The 22,275-nt window shown below is 57.9% G+C and carries 21 protein-coding genes; 14 read left to right on the forward strand and 7 right to left on the reverse strand.

The window, feature by feature from the left end; translation table 11 throughout:
- From murD to mutT, 12 genes are all read left to right on the forward strand, one after another.
- Entirely contained in the window at positions 1 to 1,317 is a 1,317-nt protein-coding gene (murD, locus tag ACCW71_RS11565; protein ID WP_436371446.1) for a UDP-N-acetylmuramoyl-L-alanine--D-glutamate ligase, read from the forward strand.
- Entirely contained in the window at positions 1,317 to 2,531 is a 1,215-nt protein-coding gene (gene ftsW / locus ACCW71_RS11570) for a cell division protein FtsW (protein WP_436371448.1), read from the forward strand. The genes murD and ftsW overlap by 1 nt, the downstream gene beginning before the upstream one ends.
- Positions 2,528 to 3,586 carry an undecaprenyldiphospho-muramoylpentapeptide beta-N-acetylglucosaminyltransferase gene (gene murG, locus ACCW71_RS11575; RefSeq protein WP_436371450.1) on the forward strand — a complete coding sequence of 353 codons (1,059 nt, stop codon included), beginning with the start codon at positions 2,528 to 2,530 and terminating at the stop codon, positions 3,584 to 3,586. The genes ftsW and murG overlap by 4 nt, the downstream gene beginning before the upstream one ends.
- Positions 3,587 to 3,656: 70 nt before the next feature.
- Positions 3,657 to 5,132, forward strand: a complete 1,476-nt coding sequence (gene murC, locus ACCW71_RS11580) for a UDP-N-acetylmuramate--L-alanine ligase (protein ID WP_436371451.1) — start codon at positions 3,657 to 3,659, stop codon at positions 5,130 to 5,132.
- Entirely contained in the window at positions 5,125 to 6,045 is a 921-nt protein-coding gene (locus ACCW71_RS11585; RefSeq protein WP_436371454.1) for a D-alanine--D-alanine ligase, read from the forward strand. The genes murC and ACCW71_RS11585 overlap by 8 nt, the downstream gene beginning before the upstream one ends.
- 1 nt (position 6,046) lies before the next feature.
- Positions 6,047 to 6,886 (forward strand): cell division protein FtsQ, encoded by an 840-nt coding sequence (gene ftsQ / locus ACCW71_RS11590; protein ID WP_436371456.1) that lies wholly within the window; start codon positions 6,047 to 6,049, stop codon positions 6,884 to 6,886.
- Positions 6,883 to 8,139 (forward strand): cell division protein FtsA, encoded by a 1,257-nt coding sequence (gene ftsA, locus ACCW71_RS11595; RefSeq protein ID WP_436371458.1) that lies wholly within the window; start codon positions 6,883 to 6,885, stop codon positions 8,137 to 8,139. Before ftsQ ends, ftsA begins: the two co-directional genes overlap by 4 nt.
- Before the next feature lie 71 nt (positions 8,140 to 8,210).
- Entirely contained in the window at positions 8,211 to 9,365 is a 1,155-nt protein-coding gene (gene ftsZ, locus ACCW71_RS11600; protein WP_009092127.1) for a cell division protein FtsZ, read from the forward strand.
- A gap of 101 nt (positions 9,366 to 9,466) precedes the next feature.
- Positions 9,467 to 10,384, forward strand: coding sequence for a UDP-3-O-acyl-N-acetylglucosamine deacetylase (lpxC, locus tag ACCW71_RS11605; protein WP_436371655.1), 918 nt, complete (start codon positions 9,467 to 9,469; stop codon positions 10,382 to 10,384).
- A gap of 299 nt (positions 10,385 to 10,683) precedes the next feature.
- The gene (secM, locus tag ACCW71_RS11610) at positions 10,684 to 11,190 is read left to right on the forward strand and encodes a secA translation cis-regulator SecM (RefSeq protein WP_436371461.1); all 507 of its coding nucleotides are present in this window, start codon (positions 10,684 to 10,686) and stop codon (positions 11,188 to 11,190) included.
- 74 nt (positions 11,191 to 11,264) lie between these two features.
- Positions 11,265 to 13,970, forward strand: coding sequence for a preprotein translocase subunit SecA (secA, locus tag ACCW71_RS11615; RefSeq protein WP_436371463.1), 2,706 nt, complete (start codon positions 11,265 to 11,267; stop codon positions 13,968 to 13,970).
- Positions 13,971 to 14,130: 160 nt separating this feature from the next.
- A complete protein-coding gene (mutT, locus tag ACCW71_RS11620; protein ID WP_436371465.1) occupies positions 14,131 to 14,526 on the forward strand; it encodes an 8-oxo-dGTP diphosphatase MutT in 396 nt (131 codons plus the stop codon).
- Between the two features lie 30 nt (positions 14,527 to 14,556).
- On the opposite strand, the gene yacG is transcribed toward mutT, so the two are convergent.
- From yacG to coaE, 3 genes are read right to left on the reverse strand one after another with little or no spacing between them, the layout of a single operon-like run.
- Positions 14,557 to 14,754, reverse strand: a complete 198-nt coding sequence (yacG, locus tag ACCW71_RS11625; RefSeq protein ID WP_436371467.1) for a DNA gyrase inhibitor YacG — start codon at positions 14,752 to 14,754, stop codon at positions 14,557 to 14,559.
- Between the two features lie 8 nt (positions 14,755 to 14,762).
- A complete protein-coding gene (gene zapD, locus ACCW71_RS11630; protein WP_436371469.1) occupies positions 14,763 to 15,506 on the reverse strand; it encodes a cell division protein ZapD in 744 nt (247 codons plus the stop codon).
- A gap of 4 nt (positions 15,507 to 15,510) precedes the next feature.
- Entirely contained in the window at positions 15,511 to 16,119 is a 609-nt protein-coding gene (gene coaE, locus ACCW71_RS11635) for a dephospho-CoA kinase (protein ID WP_436371471.1), read from the reverse strand.
- Positions 16,120 to 16,352: 233 nt separating this feature from the next.
- On the opposite strand from coaE, the gene ACCW71_RS11640 reads away from it, so the two are divergent.
- A complete protein-coding gene (locus ACCW71_RS11640) occupies positions 16,353 to 17,393 on the forward strand; it encodes a GMP reductase (protein ID WP_436371473.1) in 1,041 nt (346 codons plus the stop codon).
- Positions 17,394 to 17,418: 25 nt separating this feature from the next.
- Here the strand turns inward: ACCW71_RS11640 and hofC are convergent, their stop codons facing one another.
- From hofC to nadC, 4 genes are all read right to left on the reverse strand, one after another.
- Complete coding sequence (gene hofC / locus ACCW71_RS11645; protein ID WP_436371475.1) at positions 17,419 to 18,618, reverse strand: protein transport protein HofC; 1,200 nt, start codon at positions 18,616 to 18,618, stop codon at positions 17,419 to 17,421.
- Positions 18,611 to 19,996 carry a type II secretion system protein GspE gene (gspE, locus tag ACCW71_RS11650; RefSeq protein ID WP_436371477.1) on the reverse strand — a complete coding sequence of 462 codons (1,386 nt, stop codon included), beginning with the start codon at positions 19,994 to 19,996 and terminating at the stop codon, positions 18,611 to 18,613. Before gspE ends, hofC begins: the two co-directional genes overlap by 8 nt.
- On the reverse strand, positions 19,983 to 20,438 hold the full coding sequence (gene ppdD / locus ACCW71_RS11655; protein ID WP_436371479.1) for a prepilin peptidase-dependent pilin: 456 nt from the start codon (positions 20,436 to 20,438) through the stop codon (positions 19,983 to 19,985). The genes gspE and ppdD overlap by 14 nt, the downstream gene beginning before the upstream one ends.
- 176 nt (positions 20,439 to 20,614) lie before the next feature.
- Complete coding sequence (nadC, locus tag ACCW71_RS11660) at positions 20,615 to 21,511, reverse strand: carboxylating nicotinate-nucleotide diphosphorylase (RefSeq protein WP_436371481.1); 897 nt, start codon at positions 21,509 to 21,511, stop codon at positions 20,615 to 20,617.
- 198 nt (positions 21,512 to 21,709) lie between these two features.
- Between nadC and ampD the strand changes: the two genes are divergently transcribed.
- Positions 21,710 to 22,261, forward strand: coding sequence for a 1,6-anhydro-N-acetylmuramyl-L-alanine amidase AmpD (ampD, locus tag ACCW71_RS11665; protein ID WP_436371483.1), 552 nt, complete (start codon positions 21,710 to 21,712; stop codon positions 22,259 to 22,261).
- The last annotated feature ends 14 nt before the right edge of the window (positions 22,262 to 22,275 follow it).

Genomic DNA, 22,275 nt, shown 5'->3' on the forward strand with positions numbered 1-22,275 from the left:
ATGGCTGACTATCGGGGCAGAAAAGTAGTCATCATCGGGCTGGGCCTGACCGGGCTCTCCTGTGTTGATTTCTTTTTAGCGCAGGGGGTTACCCCCAGCGTGATGGATACCCGTGTGTCGCCGCCGGGACTGGATAAACTGCCCGCGCAGGTTGAACGTCATCTGGGCGGCATCAACGGCGACTGGCTGCTGGCGGCCGATCTGATTGTTGCCAGTCCGGGCGTGGCGCTGGCCCATCCGATCCTCAGTGAAGCGGTCAGCGCTGGCATTGAAATTGTCGGTGATATTGAGCTGTTCTGCCGCGAGGCCCAGGCACCGATTGTGGCGATCACCGGCTCTAACGGCAAAAGCACCGTCACCACCCTGGTGGGCGAGATGGCGAAAGCCGCAGGCTGGCAGGTGGGCGTGGGCGGCAATATCGGTCTGCCGGCGCTGAGCCTGCTGCAATCTCCGGCGCAGCTCTATGTGCTGGAGCTGTCCAGTTTCCAGCTGGAGACCACCCATAGCCTGAAAGCGGCGGCGGCGACCGTGCTCAACGTCAGCGAAGATCATATGGATCGCTATCCGCTCGGCATGCAGCAGTATCGCGCCGCCAAACTGCGCATCTATGAAGGCGCGCAGGTCTGCGTGGTGAACGCGGATGATGCCCTGACCATGCCGGTACGCGGCGCGGACGCCCGCTGTGTCAGTTTTGGCGTCGATTTTGGCGACTATCACCTCAACAAGCAGCAGGGCAGTGTCTGGCTGCGGGTCAAGGGTGAGAAAGTGCTGAACACCGCTGAAATGAAGCTGGTGGGACAGCATAACTATACCAATGCGCTGGCCGCGCTGGCGCTGGCGGATGCGGTGGGGCTGCCGCGCGCTTCCAGCCTGGCGGCGCTGACTCACTTTACCGGCCTGGCGCATCGCTTCCAGCTGGTGCATGAGCATCAGGGCGTGCGCTGGATTAATGATTCTAAGGCGACCAACGTCGGCAGCACTGAAGCGGCGCTGAATGGCCTTCAGGTACAGGGAACCCTGTGGCTGCTGTTGGGCGGTGATGGCAAGTCCGCGGATTTCACGCCGCTGACGCCCTGGCTCCAGGGCGACAAGGTACGGATCTACTGCTTTGGCCGTGACGGGGATGCGCTGGCGTCGCTGCGCCCGGAGATCGCGGTGCGTACCGAAACGATGCGCCAGGCGATGGAGCAGATCGCGCCGCAGGTTAAACCGGGCGATATGGTGCTGCTGTCACCAGCCTGCGCCAGCCTGGATCAGTTCCGTAACTTTGAGCAGCGCGGTGAACAGTTCGCGCAACTGGTGAAGGAGCTGAGCTGATGCGTATTCCTGGCGCCGGACTGGCGCACTATTTCTCAGGACGGCTGAAAGATTGGGTGATGGGCGCGCGTGAAAGCGATGACTCTTCGCTGGTGCTCTATGATCGCACGCTGCTGTGGCTGACGCTCGGCCTGGCGGTGATCGGTTTTGTGATGGTGACCTCCGCCTCTATGCCGGTGGGACAGCGTCTGAATGACGATCTGTTTTACTTCGCCAAGCGTGACGCCTTCTATATCGCGCTGGCGGTCGGCATGGCGCTGGTCACGCTGCGGGTGCCGATGGATTTCTGGCAGCGCTACAGCAACGTGATGCTGATGGTGACGGTCGCGATGCTGCTGATTGTACTGGTGGTCGGTAGCTCGGTTAACGGCGCCTCGCGCTGGATCGCGCTGGGTCCGCTGCGTATCCAGCCGGCGGAGCTGTCGAAACTCTCCCTGTTCTGCTATCTCGCCAGCTACCTGGTGCGAAAAGTGGAAGAGGTGCGCAATAACTTCTGGGGCTTCTGTAAGCCGATGGGCGTGATGGTGGTGCTGGCGGTACTGCTGCTGGCGCAGCCGGACCTCGGAACGGTGGTGGTACTGTTTGTGACGACGCTGGCGATGCTGTTTCTGGCGGGAGCCAAGCTGTGGCAGTTCCTGGCGATTATCGGCTCCGGCATCTTTGCCGTGGTGCTGCTGATCATCGCGGAACCTTACCGTATGCGTCGCGTCACCTCGTTCTGGAACCCGTGGGAAGATCCCTTCGGCAGTGGCTACCAGCTGACCCAGTCGCTGATGGCTTTTGGCCGGGGCGAATTCTGGGGGCAGGGACTCGGTAACTCGGTGCAAAAGCTGGAATATCTGCCGGAAGCGCACACCGACTTTATTTTCGCCATCATCGGTGAAGAACTCGGCTACATCGGTGTGGTACTGGCACTTTTAATGGTATTCTTCGTCGCTTTTCGTGCGATGTCGATTGGCCGTCGTGCGCTGGAGCTGGATCAGCGTTTTTCCGGCTTCCTGGCCTGTTCCATCGGTGTCTGGTTCAGCTTTCAGGCGCTGGTTAACGTCGGCGCGGCAGCCGGTATGCTGCCGACCAAAGGTCTGACGTTACCGCTGATCAGTTATGGCGGGTCGAGTCTGATTATTATGTCGACCGCTATCGTCTTTTTGTTACGCATAGATTATGAAACGCGCCTGGCGAAAGCGCAGGCGTTTACCCGAGGTGGTCGATGAGCGGTAAGCGATTGATGGTGATGGCGGGCGGAACCGGTGGACATGTTTTTCCCGGTCTGGCTGTCGCCCATCATCTGATGGAACAGGGCTGGCAGGTTCGCTGGTTAGGCACCGCCGACCGGATGGAAGCGGACCTGGTGCCTAAACATGGCATCGACATCGATTTTATCCGCATCAGCGGATTGCGCGGTAAAGGGATAAAAGCGCTGTTACTGGCGCCGCTGCGCATCTTCAACGCATGGCGTCAGGCGCGTCGCATCATGAAAGCCTGGCAGCCGGATGTGGTGCTGGGGATGGGCGGCTATGTCTCTGGTCCCGGCGGTTTAGCGGCCTGGAGTTGCGGCATTCCGGTAGTGTTGCATGAGCAGAACGGCATTGCCGGCCTGACCAACAAATGGCTGGCGAAAATTGCCACAAAAGTGCTTCAGGCGTTTCCGGGCGCGTTTCCCGCCGCTGACGTGGTCGGGAATCCGGTTCGAACCGATGTGCTGGCGCTGCCGCTGCCCGCCGTGCGTTTAACCGGGCGTACCGGTCCGATAAGAGTCCTGGTGATCGGCGGAAGTCAGGGCGCGCGGGTACTGAACCAGACGCTGCCCCAGGTAGCGGCGCTGGCCGGTGACGAAATCACGCTGTGGCATCAGACCGGCAAAGGTGCGCTGGCTGAGGTGGAAAAAGCCTATCAGCAGGTGGGTCAGACGCAGCATAAAGTGACCGAATTTATTGATGACATGGCCGCCGCCTACGCCTGGGCCGATCTGGTGGTCTGTCGTTCCGGGGCATTGACGGTGAGTGAAGTCGCCGCCGCCGGATTACCGGCGATTTTCGTGCCGTTTCAGCATAAAGATCGCCAGCAGTACTGGAACGCGCTGCCGCTGGAAAAAGCGGGCGCGGCCAGAATTTTTGAGCAGCCGCAGTTTACTGCGGAGGCTGTAGCGGATCAGGTACGCCACTGGGACCGCGCCACACTGCTGACGATGGCTGAGCAGGCCCGTCAGGTGGCGATCCCCGACGCGACTGAACGGGTCGCGCAGGAAGTGGCTCGCGCCGCAAAGTAATCATTCCGGTCAGCGGGTCTGACCTGTACCCGGTTTGGGTACAAACTGAAAGAGCAGGTAATTGAAAGCGATGAATACACAACAATTGGCAAAACTGCGTTCTATCGTGCCCGAGATGCGTCGCGTCCGGCACATCCACTTTGTCGGCATCGGCGGTGCTGGCATGGGCGGTATTGCCGAAGTGTTAGCGAATGAAGGCTACCATATCAGCGGTTCTGATCTGGCCCCTAACCCGGTGACGCAGAATCTGATCGCGCTGGGTGCCACCATTTATTTTAACCATCGCCCCGAAAACGTGACCGACGCCAGCGTCGTAGTGGTCTCCAGCGCGGTTGCGCAGGACAACCCGGAACTGGTGGCGGCGCGGGAACAGCGCATTCCGGTGATCCGTCGCGCGGAAATGCTGGCTGAACTGATGCGTTTCCGTCATGGCATCGCGGTGGCCGGCACCCACGGCAAAACCACCACCACGGCGATGGTGTCGAGCATTTATGCCGAGGGCGGTCTCGATCCGACCTTCGTTAACGGCGGCCTGGTCAAAGCGGCGGGCACCCATGCGCGTCTTGGCAGCAGCCGTTACCTGATTGCTGAAGCGGATGAGAGCGATGCGTCGTTCCTGCATCTGCAACCGATGGTGGCGATTGTGACCAACATCGAAGCTGATCATATGGATACCTATCAGGGCGACTTTGAGAACCTGAAGCAGACCTTTATCAATTTCCTGCACAACCTGCCGTTTTACGGACGCGCGGTACTGTGTGTGGATGATGCGGTTATCCGTGACCTGATCCCACGCGTAGGGCGTCAGATCACCACGTACGGTTTCAGCGATGACGCGGACCTGCGCATTGAAAATTACCACCAGCGCGGCTCACAGGGGCACTTTACGCTGATCCGTCAGGAGAAAGCGCCGCTGCACATCACGCTGAATGCGCCAGGTCGCCATAATGCCCTGAACGCCGCCGCCGCGGTTGCCGTCGCCAGTGAAGAGGGCATTGATGACAACGCCATTCTCGCCGCGCTGGAGAGTTTCCAGGGCACCGGCCGCCGCTTCGATCTGCTGGGTGAGTTCCCGACAGAGCCGGTCAACGGTCAGCCAGGCAGCGCGATGCTGGTCGATGACTACGGTCATCATCCCACCGAAGTCGACGCGACGATTAAAGCGGCGCGTGCGGGCTGGCCCGATAAAAAACTGGTGATGGTGTTTCAGCCGCACCGCTATACCCGCACCCGCGATCTGTTTGATGATTTTGCCAACGTGCTCTCGCATGTCGATGTTTTGCTGATGCTGGACGTTTACTCCGCCGGTGAAACCGCCATTCCGGGGGCCGATAGCCGCTCACTCTGCCGCGCTATTCGCAGCCGGGGCAAAGTCGATCCGATTCTGGTGCCGGAACATGATGCGTTGCCGGAGATGCTGGCACCGCTGCTGTCAGGCAATGACCTGATTCTGGTGCAGGGTGCCGGTAACGTCGGCAAGGTGGCCCGCAAACTGGCTGACGCTAAGCTCCAGCCAGAACGTAAAGCGGAGGATCGTCATGGCTGACAAAGTCGCGGTATTGATGGGCGGAACCTCGGCTGAGCGCGAGGTGTCGCTGAATTCAGGTCAGGCGGTACTCGCCGGATTACGGGAGATGGGCATCGACGCCCATGGCGTTGATACCCGCGATGTGCCGGTGCTGACGCTGAAAGAGCAGGGCTTTACCAAAGCCTTTATCGCGCTGCATGGCCGGGGCGGAGAAGATGGCACCATGCAGGCGGTGCTGGATTTCATTCAGCTGCCTTACACCGGCAGCGGCGTGATGGCCTCGGCCGTGACCATGGACAAGCTAAGGACCAAACTGCTGTGGCAGGGGCGTGGTCTGCCGTCAGGCGATTTTGTCTGGCTGACCCGTCAGCACTCTGAAGCCGGAATCGACGCCGGGACTCATGCCGCCATCGCGGCGCTGGGCCTGCCGCTGTTCGTCAAACCAGCCTGTGAAGGCTCCAGCGTCGGCATCAGCCGGGTGAACGATCTGGCCGACTTACCCGCAGCCCTGGCACTGGCGTTCCGGCACGATAATGACGTGCTGGTCGAGGCGTTTCTCAGCGGCGCGGAGTATACCGTCGCGATTGTGGGCGATCGCATTCTGCCCACGATTGAAATAAAGAGCGCCAGCGAGTTCTATGACTATGAAGCTAAATATATTTCTGACGATACTCAGTACCTCTGTCCGGCCGATCTGAGTGCGGAGCGTGAAGCGGAATTGCAGCAGCTGGTACTGGCCGCCTGGCGTGCGCTGGGATGTCGCGGCTGGGGACGGGTGGATGTGATGACCGACAGCGCAGGGAATTTCCAGCTGCTGGAAGCCAACACCTCGCCAGGCATGACCAGCCACAGCCTGGTGCCGATGGCGGCAAAACAGGCGGGGATCAGTTTCCCGCAGCTGGTTGCCCATATTCTGGAGCTGGCCGACTGATATGTCACAGGCGGCGATGAGAGTCCGAAACCGTGAACCGCAGGAGCGTATCAGCACCGGGCGCAGTAACGGAGCCCGACTGTTCGGCATTATTTTTCTGCTGATGGTGGTGGGCATTATGATTTCCGGCGGGCTGGTGGTGCTGAAGTGGATGAACGATGCTTCCCGCCTGCCCTTGTCAAAACTGGTGGTGACCGGACAAACGCACTACACCACCCATGACGATATTCGTCAGGCGATTTTGTCCCTCGGCGCGCCGGGGACTTTTATGTCGCAGGATGTCGATATTTTACAGCAGCAGATTGAGCGGCTGCCGTGGATCAAGCAGGTCAGCGTGCGCAAACAGTGGCCGGACGAACTGAAGATCCATCTGGTGGAATACACCCCGGTGGCGCGCTGGAACGATTTACATATGGTGGACGCTGACGGGGTCTCCTTCAGCGTACCCGCCAGCCATGTCGGCAAAGAGACAATGCCGATGCTGTATGGGCCTGAGGGGAGTGAGAAAGAGGTCCTGGCGGGCTATCACAGCATGGATGATGTGCTGAAGGCCCGGAAGTTTACCCTTAAGGCCGCGTCGATGACGGCCCGGCGTTCATGGCAGCTGGTCACCAGTGATGATGTGCGTATCGAACTGGGACGCAGCGACACCATGAAACGACTCAACCGATTTATTGAGCTCTACCCGGTGCTGCAACAGCAAGGCCAGAACGAGAGTAAACGTATCAGCTACGTGGATTTGCGATATGACTCGGGCGCTTCTGTTGGCTGGACGCCGGTCGTGATGGAGCCACAGGACAGTAATCAGCAACAGAACCAGGCACAGGCTAAACAACAATGATCAAGGCAACGGACAGAAAACTGGTAGTTGGACTCGAAATCGGCACTGCGAAAGTTGCCGCCCTGGTTGGGGAAATTCTGCCCGATGGTATGGTCAACATTATTGGGGTGGGCAGCTGTCCATCCCGCGGTATGGACAAAGGTGGCGTAAACGACCTTGAGTCGGTGGTGAAATGCGTGCAGCGCGCCATCGATCAGGCTGAGCTGATGGCAGACTGCCAGATCTCCTCCGTCTACCTTGCTTTATCGGGCAAACATATCAGTTGTCAGAACGAAATCGGGATGGTTCCGATTTCGGAAGAGGAAGTGACTCAGGATGATGTGGAGAACGTGGTGCATACCGCTAAGTCGGTAAGAGTACGTGACGAGCATCGCATTCTGCACGTGATTCCGCAGGAATATGCCATCGACTATCAGGAAGGGATTAAGAATCCGGTCGGCCTTTCCGGCGTGCGCATGCAGGCGAAAGTGCACCTGATCACCTGCCACAACGATATGGCGAAGAACATCGTGAAAGCGGTTGAACGTTGTGGCCTGAAGGTGGATCAGCTGATTTTCGCCGGTCTGGCCTCCAGTTTTGCCGTCTTAACCGAAGACGAACGTGAGCTGGGCGTGTGTGTTGTCGATATTGGTGGCGGTACAATGGACATAGCCGTATATACCGGCGGCGCTTTACGGCACACTAAGGTTATTCCGTATGCGGGCAACGTCGTCACCAGCGATATTGCCTATGCGTTTGGTACACCGCCAACCGACGCGGAAGCGATCAAAGTGCGACACGGCTGCGCGCTGGGGTCGATTGTTGGCAAAGATGAGAACGTTGAAGTGCCGAGCGTGGGTGGACGTCCACCGCGCAGCCTGCAACGTCAGACGCTGGCAGAAGTGATTGAGCCGCGTTACACCGAACTTCTGAATCTGGTCAATGACGAGATTCTGCAATTACAGGAACAACTGCGTCAGCAGGGCGTGAAACACCATTTAGCGGCAGGCATTGTCCTGACGGGTGGTGCAGCGCAAATCGAGGGACTGGCGGCCTGTGCGCAACGTGTATTCCATACACAGGTACGCATCGGACAACCGCTGAATATTACCGGCCTGACTGATTATGCGCAGGAATCGTACTACTCCACCGCCGTGGGACTGTTGCATTACGGCAAAGAGTCGCACATGAACGGGGATACAGAGACCGAAAAACGGGTTTCAGTAGGTAACTGGTTCAAGCGTATTAACAGTTGGTTAAAAAAAGAGTTTTAATTTTTGTGAAAGGAGATCATGCTGTTTTCTTTAGTGATCTCCAGGCGACAGGCACATAACGGAGAGAAATCATGTTTGAACCTATGGAATTAACCAACGACGCGGTGATTAAAGTCATCGGCGTCGGTGGCGGCGGCGGTAACGCCGTAGAGCACATGGTACGCGAACGTATCGAAGGTGTGGAATTCTTTGCTGTGAATACCGACGCGCAAGCGTTGCGTAAAACAGCGGTCGGCCAGACGATTCAGATCGGTAATAACATTACCAAAGGTCTGGGTGCGGGTGCGAACCCGGAAGTGGGCCGTAACTCTGCAGAAGAAGATCGCGAAGCACTGCGTTCTGCGCTGGAAGGGGCAGACATGGTGTTCATCGCAGCCGGCATGGGCGGCGGTACCGGTACCGGTGCAGCGCCTGTGGTCGCGGAAGTGGCGAAAGATCTCGGCATCCTGACCGTGGCTGTCGTCACCAAGCCATTCAACTTCGAAGGCAAAAAACGCATGGCGTTTGCCGAGCAGGGGATTGCTGAACTCTCTAAGCATGTCGATTCACTGATTACCATTCCCAACGACAAGCTGCTGAAGGTGCTGGGCCGCGGTATCTCGCTGCTGGATGCCTTTGGCGCTGCCAATGATGTGCTGAAAGGCGCGGTGCAGGGTATCGCCGAGCTGATTACCCGTCCGGGTCTGATGAACGTCGACTTCGCTGACGTGCGCACCGTGATGTCCGAAATGGGCTATGCGATGATGGGCTCAGGCGTGGCGTGCGGTGAAGACCGTGCCGAAGAAGCGGCTGAAATGGCGATCTCCAGCCCGCTGCTGGAAGATATTGATCTGTCAGGCGCGCGTGGCGTGCTGGTCAACATTACTGCGGGCTTCGACCTGCGTCTGGATGAGTTCGAAACCGTGGGTAACACCATCCGCGCCTTCGCTTCAGACAACGCGACCGTGGTCATCGGCACCTCGCTGGATCCAGAGATGAACGACGAACTGCGCGTCACTGTGGTGGCAACCGGTATCGGCATGGACAAACGTCCTGAAATCACCCTGGTTACCAACAAGCCAGCCAGCCAGCCTGTGATGGATCATCGTTATCAGCAGCACGGGATGTCACCGCTGCCGCAGGAGCAGAAACCGGCCGCTAAAGTGGTTAACGACCAGGCTGCACAGTCGAATAAAGAGCCAGATTATCTTGATATTCCAGCCTTTTTACGTAAGCAGGCTGATTAGGAATAACCCTGGAATTGGGATTCCCCGCTCTTTGTGCTAAAGTATCTGCCCGCTGGTAAAGTATACTAGCGGTCGGAAAGGTGAAACTGCGAGATAATACGATGATCAAACAAAGGACATTAAAACGTATTGTTCAGGCGACTGGTGTTGGTTTGCATACCGGCAAGAAAGTCACACTGACATTACGCCCTGCGTCGGCTAATACCGGGGTCATCTATCGTCGCACCGACTTGAATCCACCGGTAGATTTTCCGGCTGATGCAAAATACGTGCGCGACACCATGCTGAGCACCTGCCTGGTGAATGATGAAGGCGTGCGTATTTCAACGGTCGAACACCTTAATGCCGCTCTGGCGGGGCTGGGTATTGACAACATTATTGTTGAAGTCGATGCACCAGAAATTCCGATCATGGATGGTAGCGCAGCGCCGTTTATCTATCTGCTGATGGATGCGGGTATCGAGCAGCTCAACAGCGCGAAGAAATTTGTGCGTGTTAAGCAGACCGTGCGTGTGGAAGAGGGTGACAAGTGGGCTGAGATTAAGCCGTTTAACGGTTTCTCGCTCGATTTCACCATCGACTTTAAACACCCGGCTATCGACTCCAGCTCGCAGCGTTATGCGATGAATTTCTCCGCTGACGCCTTTGTTCGTCAAATCAGCCGCGCGCGTACCTTTGGCTTTATGCGTGAAATCGAATATTTGCAATCTAAAGGCCTGTGCCTGGGCGGTAGCTTAGATTGTGCGATAGGTCTGGATGATTTCCGCGTACTGAACGAAGAAGGCCTGCGTTTTGAAGATGAGTTTGTTCGTCACAAAATGCTGGACGCGATTGGCGACTTGTTTATGTGTGGCCACAACATTATTGGCGCATTCGCTGCGTTCAAATCGGGTCACGCGCTGAACAACAAGCTGCTGCAAGCGGTTCTGGCGAAGCAGGAAGCCTGGGAATGGGCAACCTTCGAAGACGAAGCGGAACTGCCGCTGGCGTTCAAAGCGCCGAATCTGGTTCTGGCTTAACTGTCACAGAACGTGAAACGGCTGGTTATGCTGACACCCTCTCCGGTCAGCGGCGCCAGCCGTTTTTTTTGCTCCTGAGATCACTCCTGCTGATTGCGACGCCGCTCGCAACACCCCTTTTTATCTGCTGAATTGCTGAACAATCGCGCCTGTTTTCTCACGCTGCCACTCTAATCCCAGGTGTGGATGACCTGCATTAGTGTTACTATCTGTGGCGCTTTTACAGGCCGAATACCGCTGCGGCTCGCGGCGGGTGAACGAAAACGAGAGCGCAACAGAGCATGCGCGATGGAAAGGTTGTGATCGGGATTCTTCTGCGCTGGCGACAATTAGGTAGACGCTATTTCTGGCCTCATCTCCTGTTAGGGATGGTAGCGGCCAGCTTTGGCCTGCCAGCCTGTGCGCAAAGTTCGGAACTCAACGCCTCCCCTGAATCGCCGACCAGCACCTTTTTTCTCGGCAATGCCACACGCTTTGACCATCTGATCCGCCTCCAGGAAGCGGCCCGGCGTCCCAGTTTCAGCGTGGATTACTGGCATCAGCACGCTATCCGCACGGTTATCCGTCATCTCTCTTTCACGCTGGCACCCCAGGCGCGGGCGGAAAAACAGGCACTACCGCTGGCGGCACAAAAGCTGGCACTGATCGATTCTCTGCACAGCTTACTGACCTCTCATACCGCGCTGCATGCGGCGCCGCAGCAGATCGCCACACCTCCGCTTTACGTAGCGGCTGCCCGCTCATGGGTAGAATGGCATGCCAGCGTGCATGGCATTCGCGCCGGACCCGTCCGATTGTTCTGCTAATCTTTCTGGTTTTATTCACTCTGTTTAGATTTCGCAGTCCGGTATGGCCCGGCTGAATTGAGAATATATTGATTATGTTAAGCAAAATATTAACCAAGGTTTTTGGTAGCAGTAACGATCGTACCCTGCGTCGTATGCGTAAGGTGGTGGACGTCATCAACAAGATGGAGCCGGACTTTGAGAAGCTCTCTGACGATGAACTGAAAGCCAAAACTGACGAGTTCCGTGAGCGTCTGAAAAAGGGCGAAACACTGGAGAGCCTGATCCCGGAAGCGTTCGCTACCGTACGTGAAGCGAGTAAACGTGTCTTCGGCATGCGTCACTTCGACGTGCAGCTGATCGGCGGTATGGTGCTGAACGATCGCTGCATCGCTGAGATGCGTACCGGTGAAGGTAAAACCCTGACCGCGACGCTGCCAGCCTACCTGAACGCGCTGTCCGGCAAAGGCGTGCACGTGGTGACCGTCAACGACTATCTGGCCCAGCGCGATGCGGAAAATAACCGTCCACTGTTTGAGTTTCTCGGCCTGAGCATCGGTATCAACATGTCGGGCCTGCCGGCGGTGGCGAAGCGTGAAGCCTACGCCGCAGACATCACCTACGGCACCAACAACGAATATGGCTTTGACTACCTGCGCGACAACATGGCGTTCAGCCCGGAAGAGCGTGTACAGCGTAAACTGCACTATGCGCTGGTGGATGAGGTCGACTCTATCCTGATCGATGAAGCGCGTACGCCGCTGATTATTTCCGGTCCGGCGGAAGACAGCTCTGATCTCTACACCAAAGTGAACAAGATCATCCCTCATCTGGTGCGCCAGGATAAAGAAGATAGCGAAACCCACCAGGGTGAAGGCGACTTCTGGGTGGATGAGAAAGCGCGCCAGGCTCACATGTCAGAGCGCGGCCTGGTGAAAGTGGAAGAGCTGCTGGTCAGCCAGGGCATCATGGAAGCGGGCGAGTCACTCTACTCACCCACCAACATCATGCTGATGCACCACGTCACGGCGGCGCTGCGTGCCCATGCGCTATTTACCCGTGATGTCGATTACATCGTAAAAGATGGCGAAGTGGTGATCGTTGATGAACACACCGGTCGTACCATGCAGGGACGTCGCTGGTCTGATGGTCTGCACCAGGCGATTGAAGCGAAAGAAGGGGTAGAGATCCAGAACGAGAACCAGACGCTGGCGTCGATCACCTTCCAGAACTACTTCCGTATTTACGAAAAACTGGCCGGTATGACCGGTACGGCGGATACCGAAGCGTTCGAATTCAGCTCCATTTATAAACTCGATACGATTGTCGTGCCGACCAACCGCCCGATGGTGCGTAAAGATCTGCCTGACCTGGTCTACATGACCGAGAAAGAGAAGATCGATGCCATCATCGAAGATATTCGTGAGCGCACGGCGAACGGTCAGCCGGTGCTGGTGGGAACCATCTCGATTGAGAAATCGGAGGTTGTCTCTAATGAGCTGACCCGTGCCGGTATCAAGCACAACGTCCTGAACGCCAAATTCCACGCCCGCGAAGCGGAAATCGTGGCCCAGGCGGGTCAGCCTGGCGCGGTGACTATCGCGACCAACATGGCCGGTCGTGGTACGGATATTATGCTGGGCGGCAGCTGGCACGCCGAAGTGGCTGAGCTGGAAGATCCGACAGAAGAGCAGATCCAGCAGATTAAGGCCGCATGGCAGGTTCGTCATGACGCGGTGCTGGCGTCGGGCGGTCTGCACATTGTGGGCACTGAGCGTCACGAATCACGTCGTATCGATAACCAGCTGCGTGGTCGTGCGGGTCGTCAGGGTGACGCCGGTTCCTCACGCTTTTACCTGTCGATGGAAGATGCGCTGATGCGTATTTTCGCCTCCGATCGCGTCTCAAATATGATGCGTAAACTGGGCATGAAGCCAGGCGAAGCGATTGAGCATCCGTGGGTCACCAAAGCGATCGCCAACGCACAGCGTAAAGTTGAAAGCCGTAACTTCGATGTGCGTAAGCAGCTGCTGGAATATGACGATGTGGCTAACGACCAGCGTCGTGCCATCTACAGCCAGCGTAATGAGCTGCTGGATGTGTCGGATGTCAGCGAAACCATCAACAGCATCCGCTACGACGTCTATAAAGCGACCATTGACACCTACATCCCGCCACAGTCGCTGGAAGAGATGTGGGATGTGCCGGGCCTGGAAGAGCGTCTGCGCGCGGACTTCGATCTCAATCTGCCGATTGCTGAATGGCTGGATAAAGAGCCTGACCTGCATGAAGAGGTGCTGCGTGAGCGCATCATGACCCATGCGATGGAGAGCTATGCCGCCAAAGAAGAGATCGTAGGCGCGGAAATGATGCGCAACTTCGAAAAAGGGGTGATGCTTCAGACGCTCGATTCACTGTGGAAAGAGCATCTGGCGGCGATGGACTATCTGCGTCAGGGCATCCATCTGCGCGGCTATGCGCAGAAAGATCCGAAGCAGGAGTACAAGCGTGAATCCTTCTCCATGTTCGCCGCGATGCTTGAGTCACTGAAATATGAAGTGATCAGCACGCTGAGTAAGGTCCAGGTGCGGATGCCGGAAGAGGTGGAAGCGATGGAGCTGCAGCGTCGTGAAGAGGCTGAGCGTCTGGCGCAGCAACAGCAGCTGAGCCACGTTGAAGAAGAGACGCTGGCCGCAGAGGCGCTGGCGCAGCAGAGTGGCGAACGTAAAGTCGGACGCAACGATCCCTGCCCATGCGGTTCCGGCAAAAAATATAAGCAGTGTCATGGCCGTATCGCCTGAGACTAAACGCTGACAAAAAAGGAGCCGCTGGCTCCTTTTTTATTGCCGCAGAGGTGGCAGTCAGCGTTATCCCACGGCGTAACCGGCCCGATGGTTAACTTCCGCGACGTCATGTTCTAGAATCAGACCTCACTCACCGATCAATACCGGGATAGTCTCCATGAAGCACCTACAGGTTGCGGTTGGCATCATCCGCAATGCCAATAAACAAATTTTCCTTGCCCAGCGCGCGGCTACCTCTTACATGGCGAACAAGTGGGAGTTTCCCGGCGGTAAAATTGAAGCGGGCGAAAGCGCCGAACAGGGGCTGATACGCGAACTGCATGAAGAGACCGGCATCGAGGTGACGCAGGCGCAGCCGATTGGTCACGCCGACCACAGCTATGAAGATCTGCGGGTTACGCTGCATTTCTTTCTGGTTGAAGGCTGGAAAGGGGAGCCGTGGGGCAAAGAGGGCCAACCGCAGCGCTGGGTGGATCAGCAGGCGCTGGTCGCGGACGAATTCCCGGCCGCGAACCACCCATTAATCGCCCGCCTGATTGCCGGCGAGATCTGACCCGATGGGGCGCAGCGCCCCATCCTGTGATCAGCGATCTTCTTCACTCCAGGTGTCACTGTCGTTCATGTCGCCGCTGCTGGGAATGCGTTTCTCCTCGGCGGCCCACTCACCTAAATCGATCAGCTGACAGCGCTTGCTGCAAAAGGGACGCCACGGACTCAGTTCATCCCAGATAACATCTTTGCCGCACTGTGGACAGGCGACGGTCATTACGTCTTGCTGCATTTTCACCTCTAACAACAGGCCAGTTGAAAGTTAAGTCGGGCTGGCACTTCACCCCGATCGCTATCAAATGGCATAAAACGAATAGCATAGCGGCTTTTATGCCCGGAAACCTGAGGATAGAGCGCATCCTCCAGCGACAGCTGTAGCCGCAGCAGATCGGCTCCCTCAGCGTTATCCTGATAAAAACCATTAAGACTGGTCTGCACCCGAAACGCGGCGGACTGGCGGATCAGATCGAGGATCATCGCCAGGGTATGGTGTAGCGGCTCCAGAGTCTGCATCCAGGCGTCGACCTGCGCATCGCGGGTTTCCTGCGGCAGATGGAGCCAGATATGCAGACCTGGCAGATCAAAACTGCAACAGCCGCCGGGGATGCTCAGCCGCTGACGCACCAGCGCAATCAGACGATCTTCGCGCAGCTGCTGACCCATGCGTGGCGCATTCATCAGCTGCGTTGACTGTGCTTTTAACCTGTCGCGCAGGGCTTCCACCAGCGTCATATCAACGCCGGGAACATCCGCCCAGGCACGTAATTTTTGCTGCTGGCGATCCAGCTCTTTCAGCAGTTCAGTCCGCATATCACCGCGCTCAAAAATATCGAGCAGTTCGCCAATCAGGCGAAAAAAGGTCAGTGCATTAACGCTTTTATCCAGTGGGGTGGTTTCATCTAACTGGTTAATCAGAAACTCTACCCGTAACCAGGTTCGCATTTTTTCATTCAGCGGGTGTTCAAACAGAACGGGTGTGCTCATGATGTTAATCCTGTTTCGCTGCCGCCAGCCTGAGGTAGCGCTGATGAAGCTCGGCAACCTGTGGCAAGGCTTCGTCAGGCTCGCCACTGTTATCAATAATGTCATCGGCGCAGGCGAGGCGCTGCTGGCGCGTGGCCTGGGCCGCAAGAATACGTTTAGCCTGCCCGACAGAGAGATGATCGCGCTGCTGAGTGCGCGCTAACTGTGTCGCCTCATCGACATCAACCACCAGTACCCGATCAGCCTGGCGCTGTAACTGATTTTCCACCAGCAGTGGCACCACCCAGAGCACATAAGGTGAGTGGGCTTCGGCGATCAGCTGTTTTGTCCGGGCATTAATCAGCGGATGGAGCAGCGCGTTTAGCCAGCTTTTCTCCTCCGGCTGCTGAAAAATAATGTCGCGCAGCCGGGCGCGGTCGAGTGTCCCCTGTTGCGTGACTATCGAGGCACCATAGCGTGCCTCAATCGCCTGCAAGGCGGGCGTGCCCGGCTCGACCACCTCACGGGCGATCAGGTCAGCATCAATAATTTCCACGCCTGACGCCGCGAACTGCTGAGCAATCGTACTTTTACCACTGCCGATCCCGCCGGTAAGCGCGACGATAAAGGGCATATTTCTCACCTGACTTCTCGTTCGGAGATGATTTCAGGGTAATGATCTGGTTAAAAAAGCCAAAGTGCGCGCCAGATCACACCGGTAATTTTCAACTGAATTAAGCGGATTGTAGCGTAAATAAAGTGAAATTCGCAGTCTTGTCGCATGGCCTGAGGCGCGTATCATTAGCTCACTGGAGCTGTGCTTATTCTGCGAACTGCGGTTCGTTGCCACCTACCAGGACACTATTTATGCGTATTGAAGAAGATTTAAAACTGGGCTTTAAAGACGTTTTAATCCGCCCAAAACGTTCCACCCTGAAAAGCCGCTCGCAGGTTGAGCTGGAACGCCGCTTTACCTTCAGACATTCAGCTCTGAGCTGGAGCGGAGTACCGATTATCGCCGCGAACATGGACACAGTGGGTACCTTCCTGATGGCCGAAGCGCTGGCCAGCTTCAATATTCTTACCGCGGTACATAAACACTACAGCGTAGACGACTGGCGCGCATTTATTCAGCGCGTACCCACTGAGGTGCTGAAACAGGTGATGGTTTCGACCGGGACCTCAGACGCCGACCTCAGCAAACTGGTGGCGATTATGGCGCTGTCAGCGGATTTGCAGTTTATCTGCATCGACGTCGCTAATGGTTACTCACAACATTTTGTCGACTTCCTGCAACGTGCCCGTGAAACCTTCCCAAACAAAACCATCTGTGCCGGTAACGTGGTCACCGGCGAAATGGTGGAGGAGCTGATCCTCTCAGGGGCGGATATTGTGAAAGTCGGTATCGGTCCTGGCTCGGTGTGCACTACGCGGGTTAAAACCGGCGTCGGCTATCCGCAGCTCTCTGCGGTTATTGAATGTGCCGATGCGGCGCACGGCTTAAGCGGTCAGATTGTCAGTGACGGCGGCTGTTCCGTGCCGGGTGACATCGCCAAAGCCTTTGGCGGCGGGGCTGACTTCGTGATGCTCGGCGGGATGCTGGCGGCCCATGATGAGTGTGAAGGCCAGGTCGTTGAGGAGAATGGCGAAAGTTTCATGCTGTTTTATGGCATGAGTTCTGAATCGGCGATGAAGCGTCATGTTGGCAGCGTCGCGGAATATCGCGCAGCGGAAGGAAAAACCGTGAAGCTGCCACTGCGCGGGCCGGTGGCGGAAACCGCGCGCGATATTCTGGGTGGATTGCGTTCCGCCTGCACCTATGTAGGGGCAGAGCGCCTGAAAGAGCTGACCAAACGCACCACCTTTATCCGGGTTTCCGAGCAGGAAAACCGCGTTTTTAACCGCTAGCGCCTGGGGGCGCAGCCTGCGCCCCTTACTGCATCGCCTCGCCCAGTCCGAACACCGGCAGATACATCGCAATCACCAGCGTCCCCACAATGCCGCCGATCACCACCATCATCATCGGCTCCAGCGAGGCGGCCAGCGTCTCTGCGCGTTCGCGGGTCTCTCTCTCATGCCACTCCGCCAGGCGCGCCAGCATCCGCTCTAACGCACCCGCCTCTTCACCGACGCGAATCAGCTGACCGCATAACGCCGTAAACAGCGGGTGATTGAGCAGGGCCTGATGCAGCGGTTTGCCCTCGGCGATATGCTGTTGCAGCCCGGCAACCGCCTCCCGCCATAATAACGACGAGAGCGTGACCTCAGCCGCAGCCAGTCCCTGTAACAGGGTTAACCCGGCGCGCTGAGTCAGATGCAGAATGGTGTAGATCTGCGTCAGTTGCGTGCCGCGCCATAACCCGGAAAGCAGCGGGATGCGCAGGAAAAGCGCCTGCTCACGTCGCTGCCAGCCAGCAGATCGTCGTCGGAGTTGGTGCCAGGCAAAAAGCGCCAGTGCCAGGCCGGTGACCAGCGGGACACCCCAGGCCTGGAGCGCAGCGGAGAGCTGCATCACCGCTGCGGTAAAGGCGGGCAGCGGCGCGTCAAAGGAGGCGTAGACCGAGACGAACTCAGGCAGAACGAACAGCAGCATGCCGCTGGTGACGGCCATCGCCACCAGCAGAATAAACAGCGGATAGCGCAGAGCTTTTCTCACCTGCTGCCACAACTGCTGCTGCCGGATCTGCTGCTGGGCCAGCTCGCTGCAACAGACATCAAGCTGGCCGGTCAGCTCTCCCACCTCCATCAGCGCCGGGTAGAGCGCCGGGAAGATTTGCGGCCATTCACGCAAAGCCTGTGAAAAGGGCTGACCGCTCAGCACCCGGTGGTGCAGCGCCATCATCAACGCCCGCCAGCCCGCATGGGGATGGCCCTCAGCCAGCAAAGCCAGACTCTCTGCCAGCGGCAGGCCCGCCCTGAGCAGGGTGGCGAGCTGGCGGATCAGATCGGTTTTGTGCTGCCATTTCCAGTCACGCGGACGCCAGACCTTTTCGCGTTTCCAGCTGACCGGCAGGAGATCGCGCTGGGCCAGCATCAGCAGCAGGTTATCGGAATCGGTCGCCAGCATCTCACCGCTGAGCAACCGGCCCTGACCGTCTACCGCCTGCCAGCGAAACAAGCCCGCATCAGCCATCGTCGAGTCCGATTATCCGCTGCATCTCTTCCAGAGAGGTATCACCCCGGCTGACCGCCTCCAGCCCGGAGACCAGCAGAGGGCGTAGCCCCTGCTGTTTCGCCAGACTGAGCAGGTTCTCCAGCGGCATTTCCGCGGCGATAGCGTTTTGCAGTCTGGCGTTTATCGGCAGCAGTTCAAACAGCGCCAGACGGCCAAAATAGCCGGAAAAGCAGTGGTCGCAGCCAGGCGCACGCCAGGTTTGCAGGGTGCCCGGCCAGAGTTCGGCGGGATAGTGCGCCACCGCCTGAGCGGGCTGGCGGCAGTGGGGACAGAGCCGCCGCACCAGGCGCTGGGCGACAATCAGCCGCAGCGCCGAACCGAGCAGGTAACCGGGAATGCCCATCTGCCGCAGCCGGGTCAGGGTTTCGGCGGTGGAGTTGGTGTGCAGCGTGGAGAGCACCAGATGCCCGGTCTGCGCCGCTTTCACCGCAATCTCCGCCGTTTCGGCATCGCGGATCTCGCCCACCATAATCACGTCAGGGTCCTGTCGCAGCAGCGCCCGCAGCACGCGATGAAAATCGAGGCCATTTTTAGTCTGGATCTGCGTCTGGTTAATGCCGGGCAGCGGGATCTCAACGGGATCTTCCACGCTGCACAGGTTTTTTTCCGGCGTATTCAGGGCGCTGAGCCCGCTGTAGAGGGTAAAGGTTTTGCCGCTGCCGGTCGGTCCGGTCACCAGGATCAGTCCCTGTGGCTGTGCCAGGGCGGCGCAAATCAGCCGGAGCTGAGCCGCAGGCAGACCGAGCTTATCCAGCGAGAGGGCCGCGCTTTCGCTTTGCAGCAGCCGGACCACCGCTTTCTCACCCCCGTAGACTGGCAGTGTGGCGAGGCGAAACGAGGCGGGTTTCCCGGCGATCTCCATGCTGAACTGCCCATCCTGCGGTAAGCGGCGTTCGGCAATATCCAGTCCGGCGAGGATCTTCAGCCGTGCCAGCAGCGCCGCTGGCTGCGTGGCCGGCAGCGAGGACAAAGGATGCAAGACGCCGTCGATGCGCAACCGCACCCGCAGGCCCTCCTGCCAGGGTTCGATATGCACATCTGAGGCGCGGCGCTCCATCGCCTGGCGCAATATCAGCTGGGTCGCGTCGATGGCGGATTCCGCCGGGGCCTCTTCCCGTGCCACCAGCGGCTGGCTGGCGTGCTGCAACTGATCGAGCCTGGCCTGCGGCCAGCATTCAACCTCAATCTGACACTGACTGGCAAAGTGGAGCGCTTCCGTCAGTCCGGGCGGTACGCTCTCCGCCACGGCGACCCGCAGCTGACTGGCGTCATGATGCAGCAGCAGCGCGCGATAGCGCTGGCACAACGCGGCAATCGCATCATCAGGCCTGCTCATCACTGGCTCCCTTATCCGCAAAGCGGAACTGCTGCTGGCAATTGTCACGCAGGCTGCTGTTGCTGCTGGTACAGCTGCGTTGCCAGCTGAGGCTGCCCTCTGCGCTATCCCAGACCGGCGTCATTTCGACGCTCAGGCCAGTCAGACTCTCCTGACCGGTCAGGGTAATCACTCCATTGGTGACGCTCAGAGCTGAAACATAGCGCGATCCCCTGGCGGCGGGAATGCCCGCCTGTCCGGCCTGACACTGCGTCGGACCGCCATGCTCCAGCGCACAAAGCTCGACCGCCGTCTTGTAGGGCACCATGGTTTGCAGCATGTCGGTGAGCGCCGCCCGTTGCAGATAATTTTGATAAGCGGGCAGGCCAATGGCGCTCAGAATGGCCACGATACCCACCACAATCATCAGCTCAACCAGCGTAAATCCACGTTGATAATCCATGTCATCGTCTCCTGATTAAAGAAGGCGACAGGTTAGAGAGCGCTGGCGCTGAAAAACAGGCGAGGATGGGCAAAGCGGAAAGGGTGACGAGAAAAGATTTCACGATTGCAGCGCAGTCGAAACTGCGCTGGAAGCCGGGTCGCAGAAATGGCCGTAGCGGAGCAGGGCGAAGCGGGTTACTTTTGCTGAAAACGCATCGAGAGATCGAGCGCCCGCACGTGCTTGGTCAGCGCGCCCACTGAAACGAAGTCCACGCCGGTCTGCGCGATCTGCGGCAGAGTGGTTTCGGTGACGTTGCCGGAGACCTCAAGCTGCGCACGTCCCCGGTTGAGCTCAACCGCCGCCCGCATCTGATCCAGGCTGAAGTTATCCAGCATCACGATGTCAGCCGCCGCCTCAAGCGCCTGGCTCAGCTCCTCCAGCGTCTCCACCTCAACTTCCACCGGCACCTCAGGATGGAGCCACTGCGCTCTTTCAATCGCCTGACGAATCGATCCGCTGGCGATGATATGGTTCTCTTTAATCAGATAGGCATCGGACAGGCCCAGCCGATGATTACTGCCGCCGCCGCACAATACCGCATATTTCAGCGCGGTTCGCAGGCCGGGCAGGGTCTTACGGGTGTCGAGCAGCTGCGTCTGACTGCCCGCCAGCAGCGCGACATAGCGGCTGACCTCGGTGGCCACCCCCGAAAGCGTCTGCACAAAATTAAGGGCGGTGCGCTCGGCGGTGAGCAGCAGGCGTGCCGGCCCTTCGATCTCAAACAGCGGCTGATTTGGCTCGATTCGGTCGCCATCCTCAACCTGCCAGTTCAGCGTCGCGCCTGAGCCAAGCTGAATAAACACCTCCTCGACCCAGCGTTTACCGCAGAAAACACCGGCTTCACGGGTGATCACCTGCGCATGGGCCTGGGTGTCGGCGGGTAACAGCTGCGCGGTAATATCGCGATCGGCGTCGATCTCACCGCCGAGATCTTCTTTCAACGCCAGCGCAACGGCGTCAGGGATGTCACTTTCAATGCGTTTGATCAGCGCCTGGCGGCGACTGTCTCGATCATAACCGCGCGAAGACATAGTTGTTCAGCTCCAAAAGAGGGGGATGAGTAGGGCGTTTACAATAGCCTGAAGTGCAGGCGTACACCAGCCATCCAAGCTGTTTTGTTTAGTATACTTAACACGGCTTGTGGCATAACTGTTACAACGACACACGCAGGCGCAAGAATCCGTTACTATTCATGCTATTCTCAGCCAGGTTGAACAAGGAATATTGGCATGAAACTTCAAGATGGCTGGCTTACCGATGTGCGTCAGGTACCCTCATCCCATTGCAATGCGCGTCCTGATAATGAAGCGCCTTCGCTGCTGGTGATCCACAATATCAGTCTGCCGCCCGGTGAGTTTGGCGGCCCGTGGATCGACCGGTTATTCACCGGCACGCTGCCAGCGGACGCCCATCCCTATTTCGCGGAGATTGCCGCGCTGCGGGTGGCGGCACACTGTCTGATTCGTCGTGATGGGGAGATCGTCCAGTATGTGTCGTTTGATCAGCGCGCCTGGCATGCGGGCGTCTCGCAGTTTGAGGGCCGGGAAAACTGCAATGACTTCTCCATTGGCATTGAGCTGGAGGGCACGGATAGCGATCCTTATACCGAAGCGCAATATCGCGCCCTGCAACGGGTTACGCAGTTACTGCTGCAACACTATCCGTTAACGCCTTCACGTATTACGGGGCACAGCGACATCGCCCCGCAACGCAAAACCGATCCCGGACCTGCTTTTGACTGGGATTACTACAAACAGCTGTTAACGCAGCAGCAATCCTGATTTTTGCGGAGTCA

Source organism: Pantoea sp. C2G6 (assembly GCF_051336815.1).
Classification (GTDB): Bacteria; Pseudomonadota; Gammaproteobacteria; order Enterobacterales; family Enterobacteriaceae; genus Pantoea.

Excerpts from the sequence above, each read along its gene's own strand:
- murC (WP_436371451.1), top strand. The coding sequence starts at position 3,657 with ATGAATACACAACAATTGGCAAAACTGCGTTCTATCGTGCCCGAGATG.
- ACCW71_RS11585 (WP_436371454.1), top strand. The coding sequence starts at position 5,125 with ATGGCTGACAAAGTCGCGGTATTGATGGGCGGAACCTCGGCTGAGCGC.
- ACCW71_RS11640 (WP_436371473.1), top strand. The coding sequence starts at position 16,353 with ATGCGTATTGAAGAAGATTTAAAACTGGGCTTTAAAGACGTTTTAATC.
- ftsW (WP_436371448.1), top strand. The coding sequence starts at position 1,317 with ATGCGTATTCCTGGCGCCGGACTGGCGCACTATTTCTCAGGACGGCTG.
- murG (WP_436371450.1), top strand. The coding sequence starts at position 2,528 with ATGAGCGGTAAGCGATTGATGGTGATGGCGGGCGGAACCGGTGGACAT.
- ftsA (WP_436371458.1), top strand. The coding sequence starts at position 6,883 with ATGATCAAGGCAACGGACAGAAAACTGGTAGTTGGACTCGAAATCGGC.
- lpxC (WP_436371655.1), top strand. The coding sequence starts at position 9,467 with ATGATCAAACAAAGGACATTAAAACGTATTGTTCAGGCGACTGGTGTT.
- ppdD (WP_436371479.1), bottom strand. The coding sequence starts at position 20,438 with ATGGATTATCAACGTGGATTTACGCTGGTTGAGCTGATGATTGTGGTG.
- yacG (WP_436371467.1), bottom strand. The coding sequence starts at position 14,754 with ATGCAGCAAGACGTAATGACCGTCGCCTGTCCACAGTGCGGCAAAGAT.
- ftsZ (WP_009092127.1), top strand. The coding sequence starts at position 8,211 with ATGTTTGAACCTATGGAATTAACCAACGACGCGGTGATTAAAGTCATC.
- mutT (WP_436371465.1), top strand. The coding sequence starts at position 14,131 with ATGAAGCACCTACAGGTTGCGGTTGGCATCATCCGCAATGCCAATAAA.
- ftsQ (WP_436371456.1), top strand. The coding sequence starts at position 6,047 with ATGTCACAGGCGGCGATGAGAGTCCGAAACCGTGAACCGCAGGAGCGT.
- zapD (WP_436371469.1), bottom strand. The coding sequence starts at position 15,506 with ATGAGCACACCCGTTCTGTTTGAACACCCGCTGAATGAAAAAATGCGA.
- gspE (WP_436371477.1), bottom strand. The coding sequence starts at position 19,996 with ATGAGCAGGCCTGATGATGCGATTGCCGCGTTGTGCCAGCGCTATCGC.
- secA (WP_436371463.1), top strand. The coding sequence starts at position 11,265 with ATGTTAAGCAAAATATTAACCAAGGTTTTTGGTAGCAGTAACGATCGT.
- nadC (WP_436371481.1), bottom strand. The coding sequence starts at position 21,511 with ATGTCTTCGCGCGGTTATGATCGAGACAGTCGCCGCCAGGCGCTGATC.
- ampD (WP_436371483.1), top strand. The coding sequence starts at position 21,710 with ATGAAACTTCAAGATGGCTGGCTTACCGATGTGCGTCAGGTACCCTCA.
- hofC (WP_436371475.1), bottom strand. The coding sequence starts at position 18,618 with ATGGCTGATGCGGGCTTGTTTCGCTGGCAGGCGGTAGACGGTCAGGGC.
- coaE (WP_436371471.1), bottom strand. The coding sequence starts at position 16,119 with ATGCCCTTTATCGTCGCGCTTACCGGCGGGATCGGCAGTGGTAAAAGT.
- murD (WP_436371446.1), top strand. The coding sequence starts at position 1 with ATGGCTGACTATCGGGGCAGAAAAGTAGTCATCATCGGGCTGGGCCTG.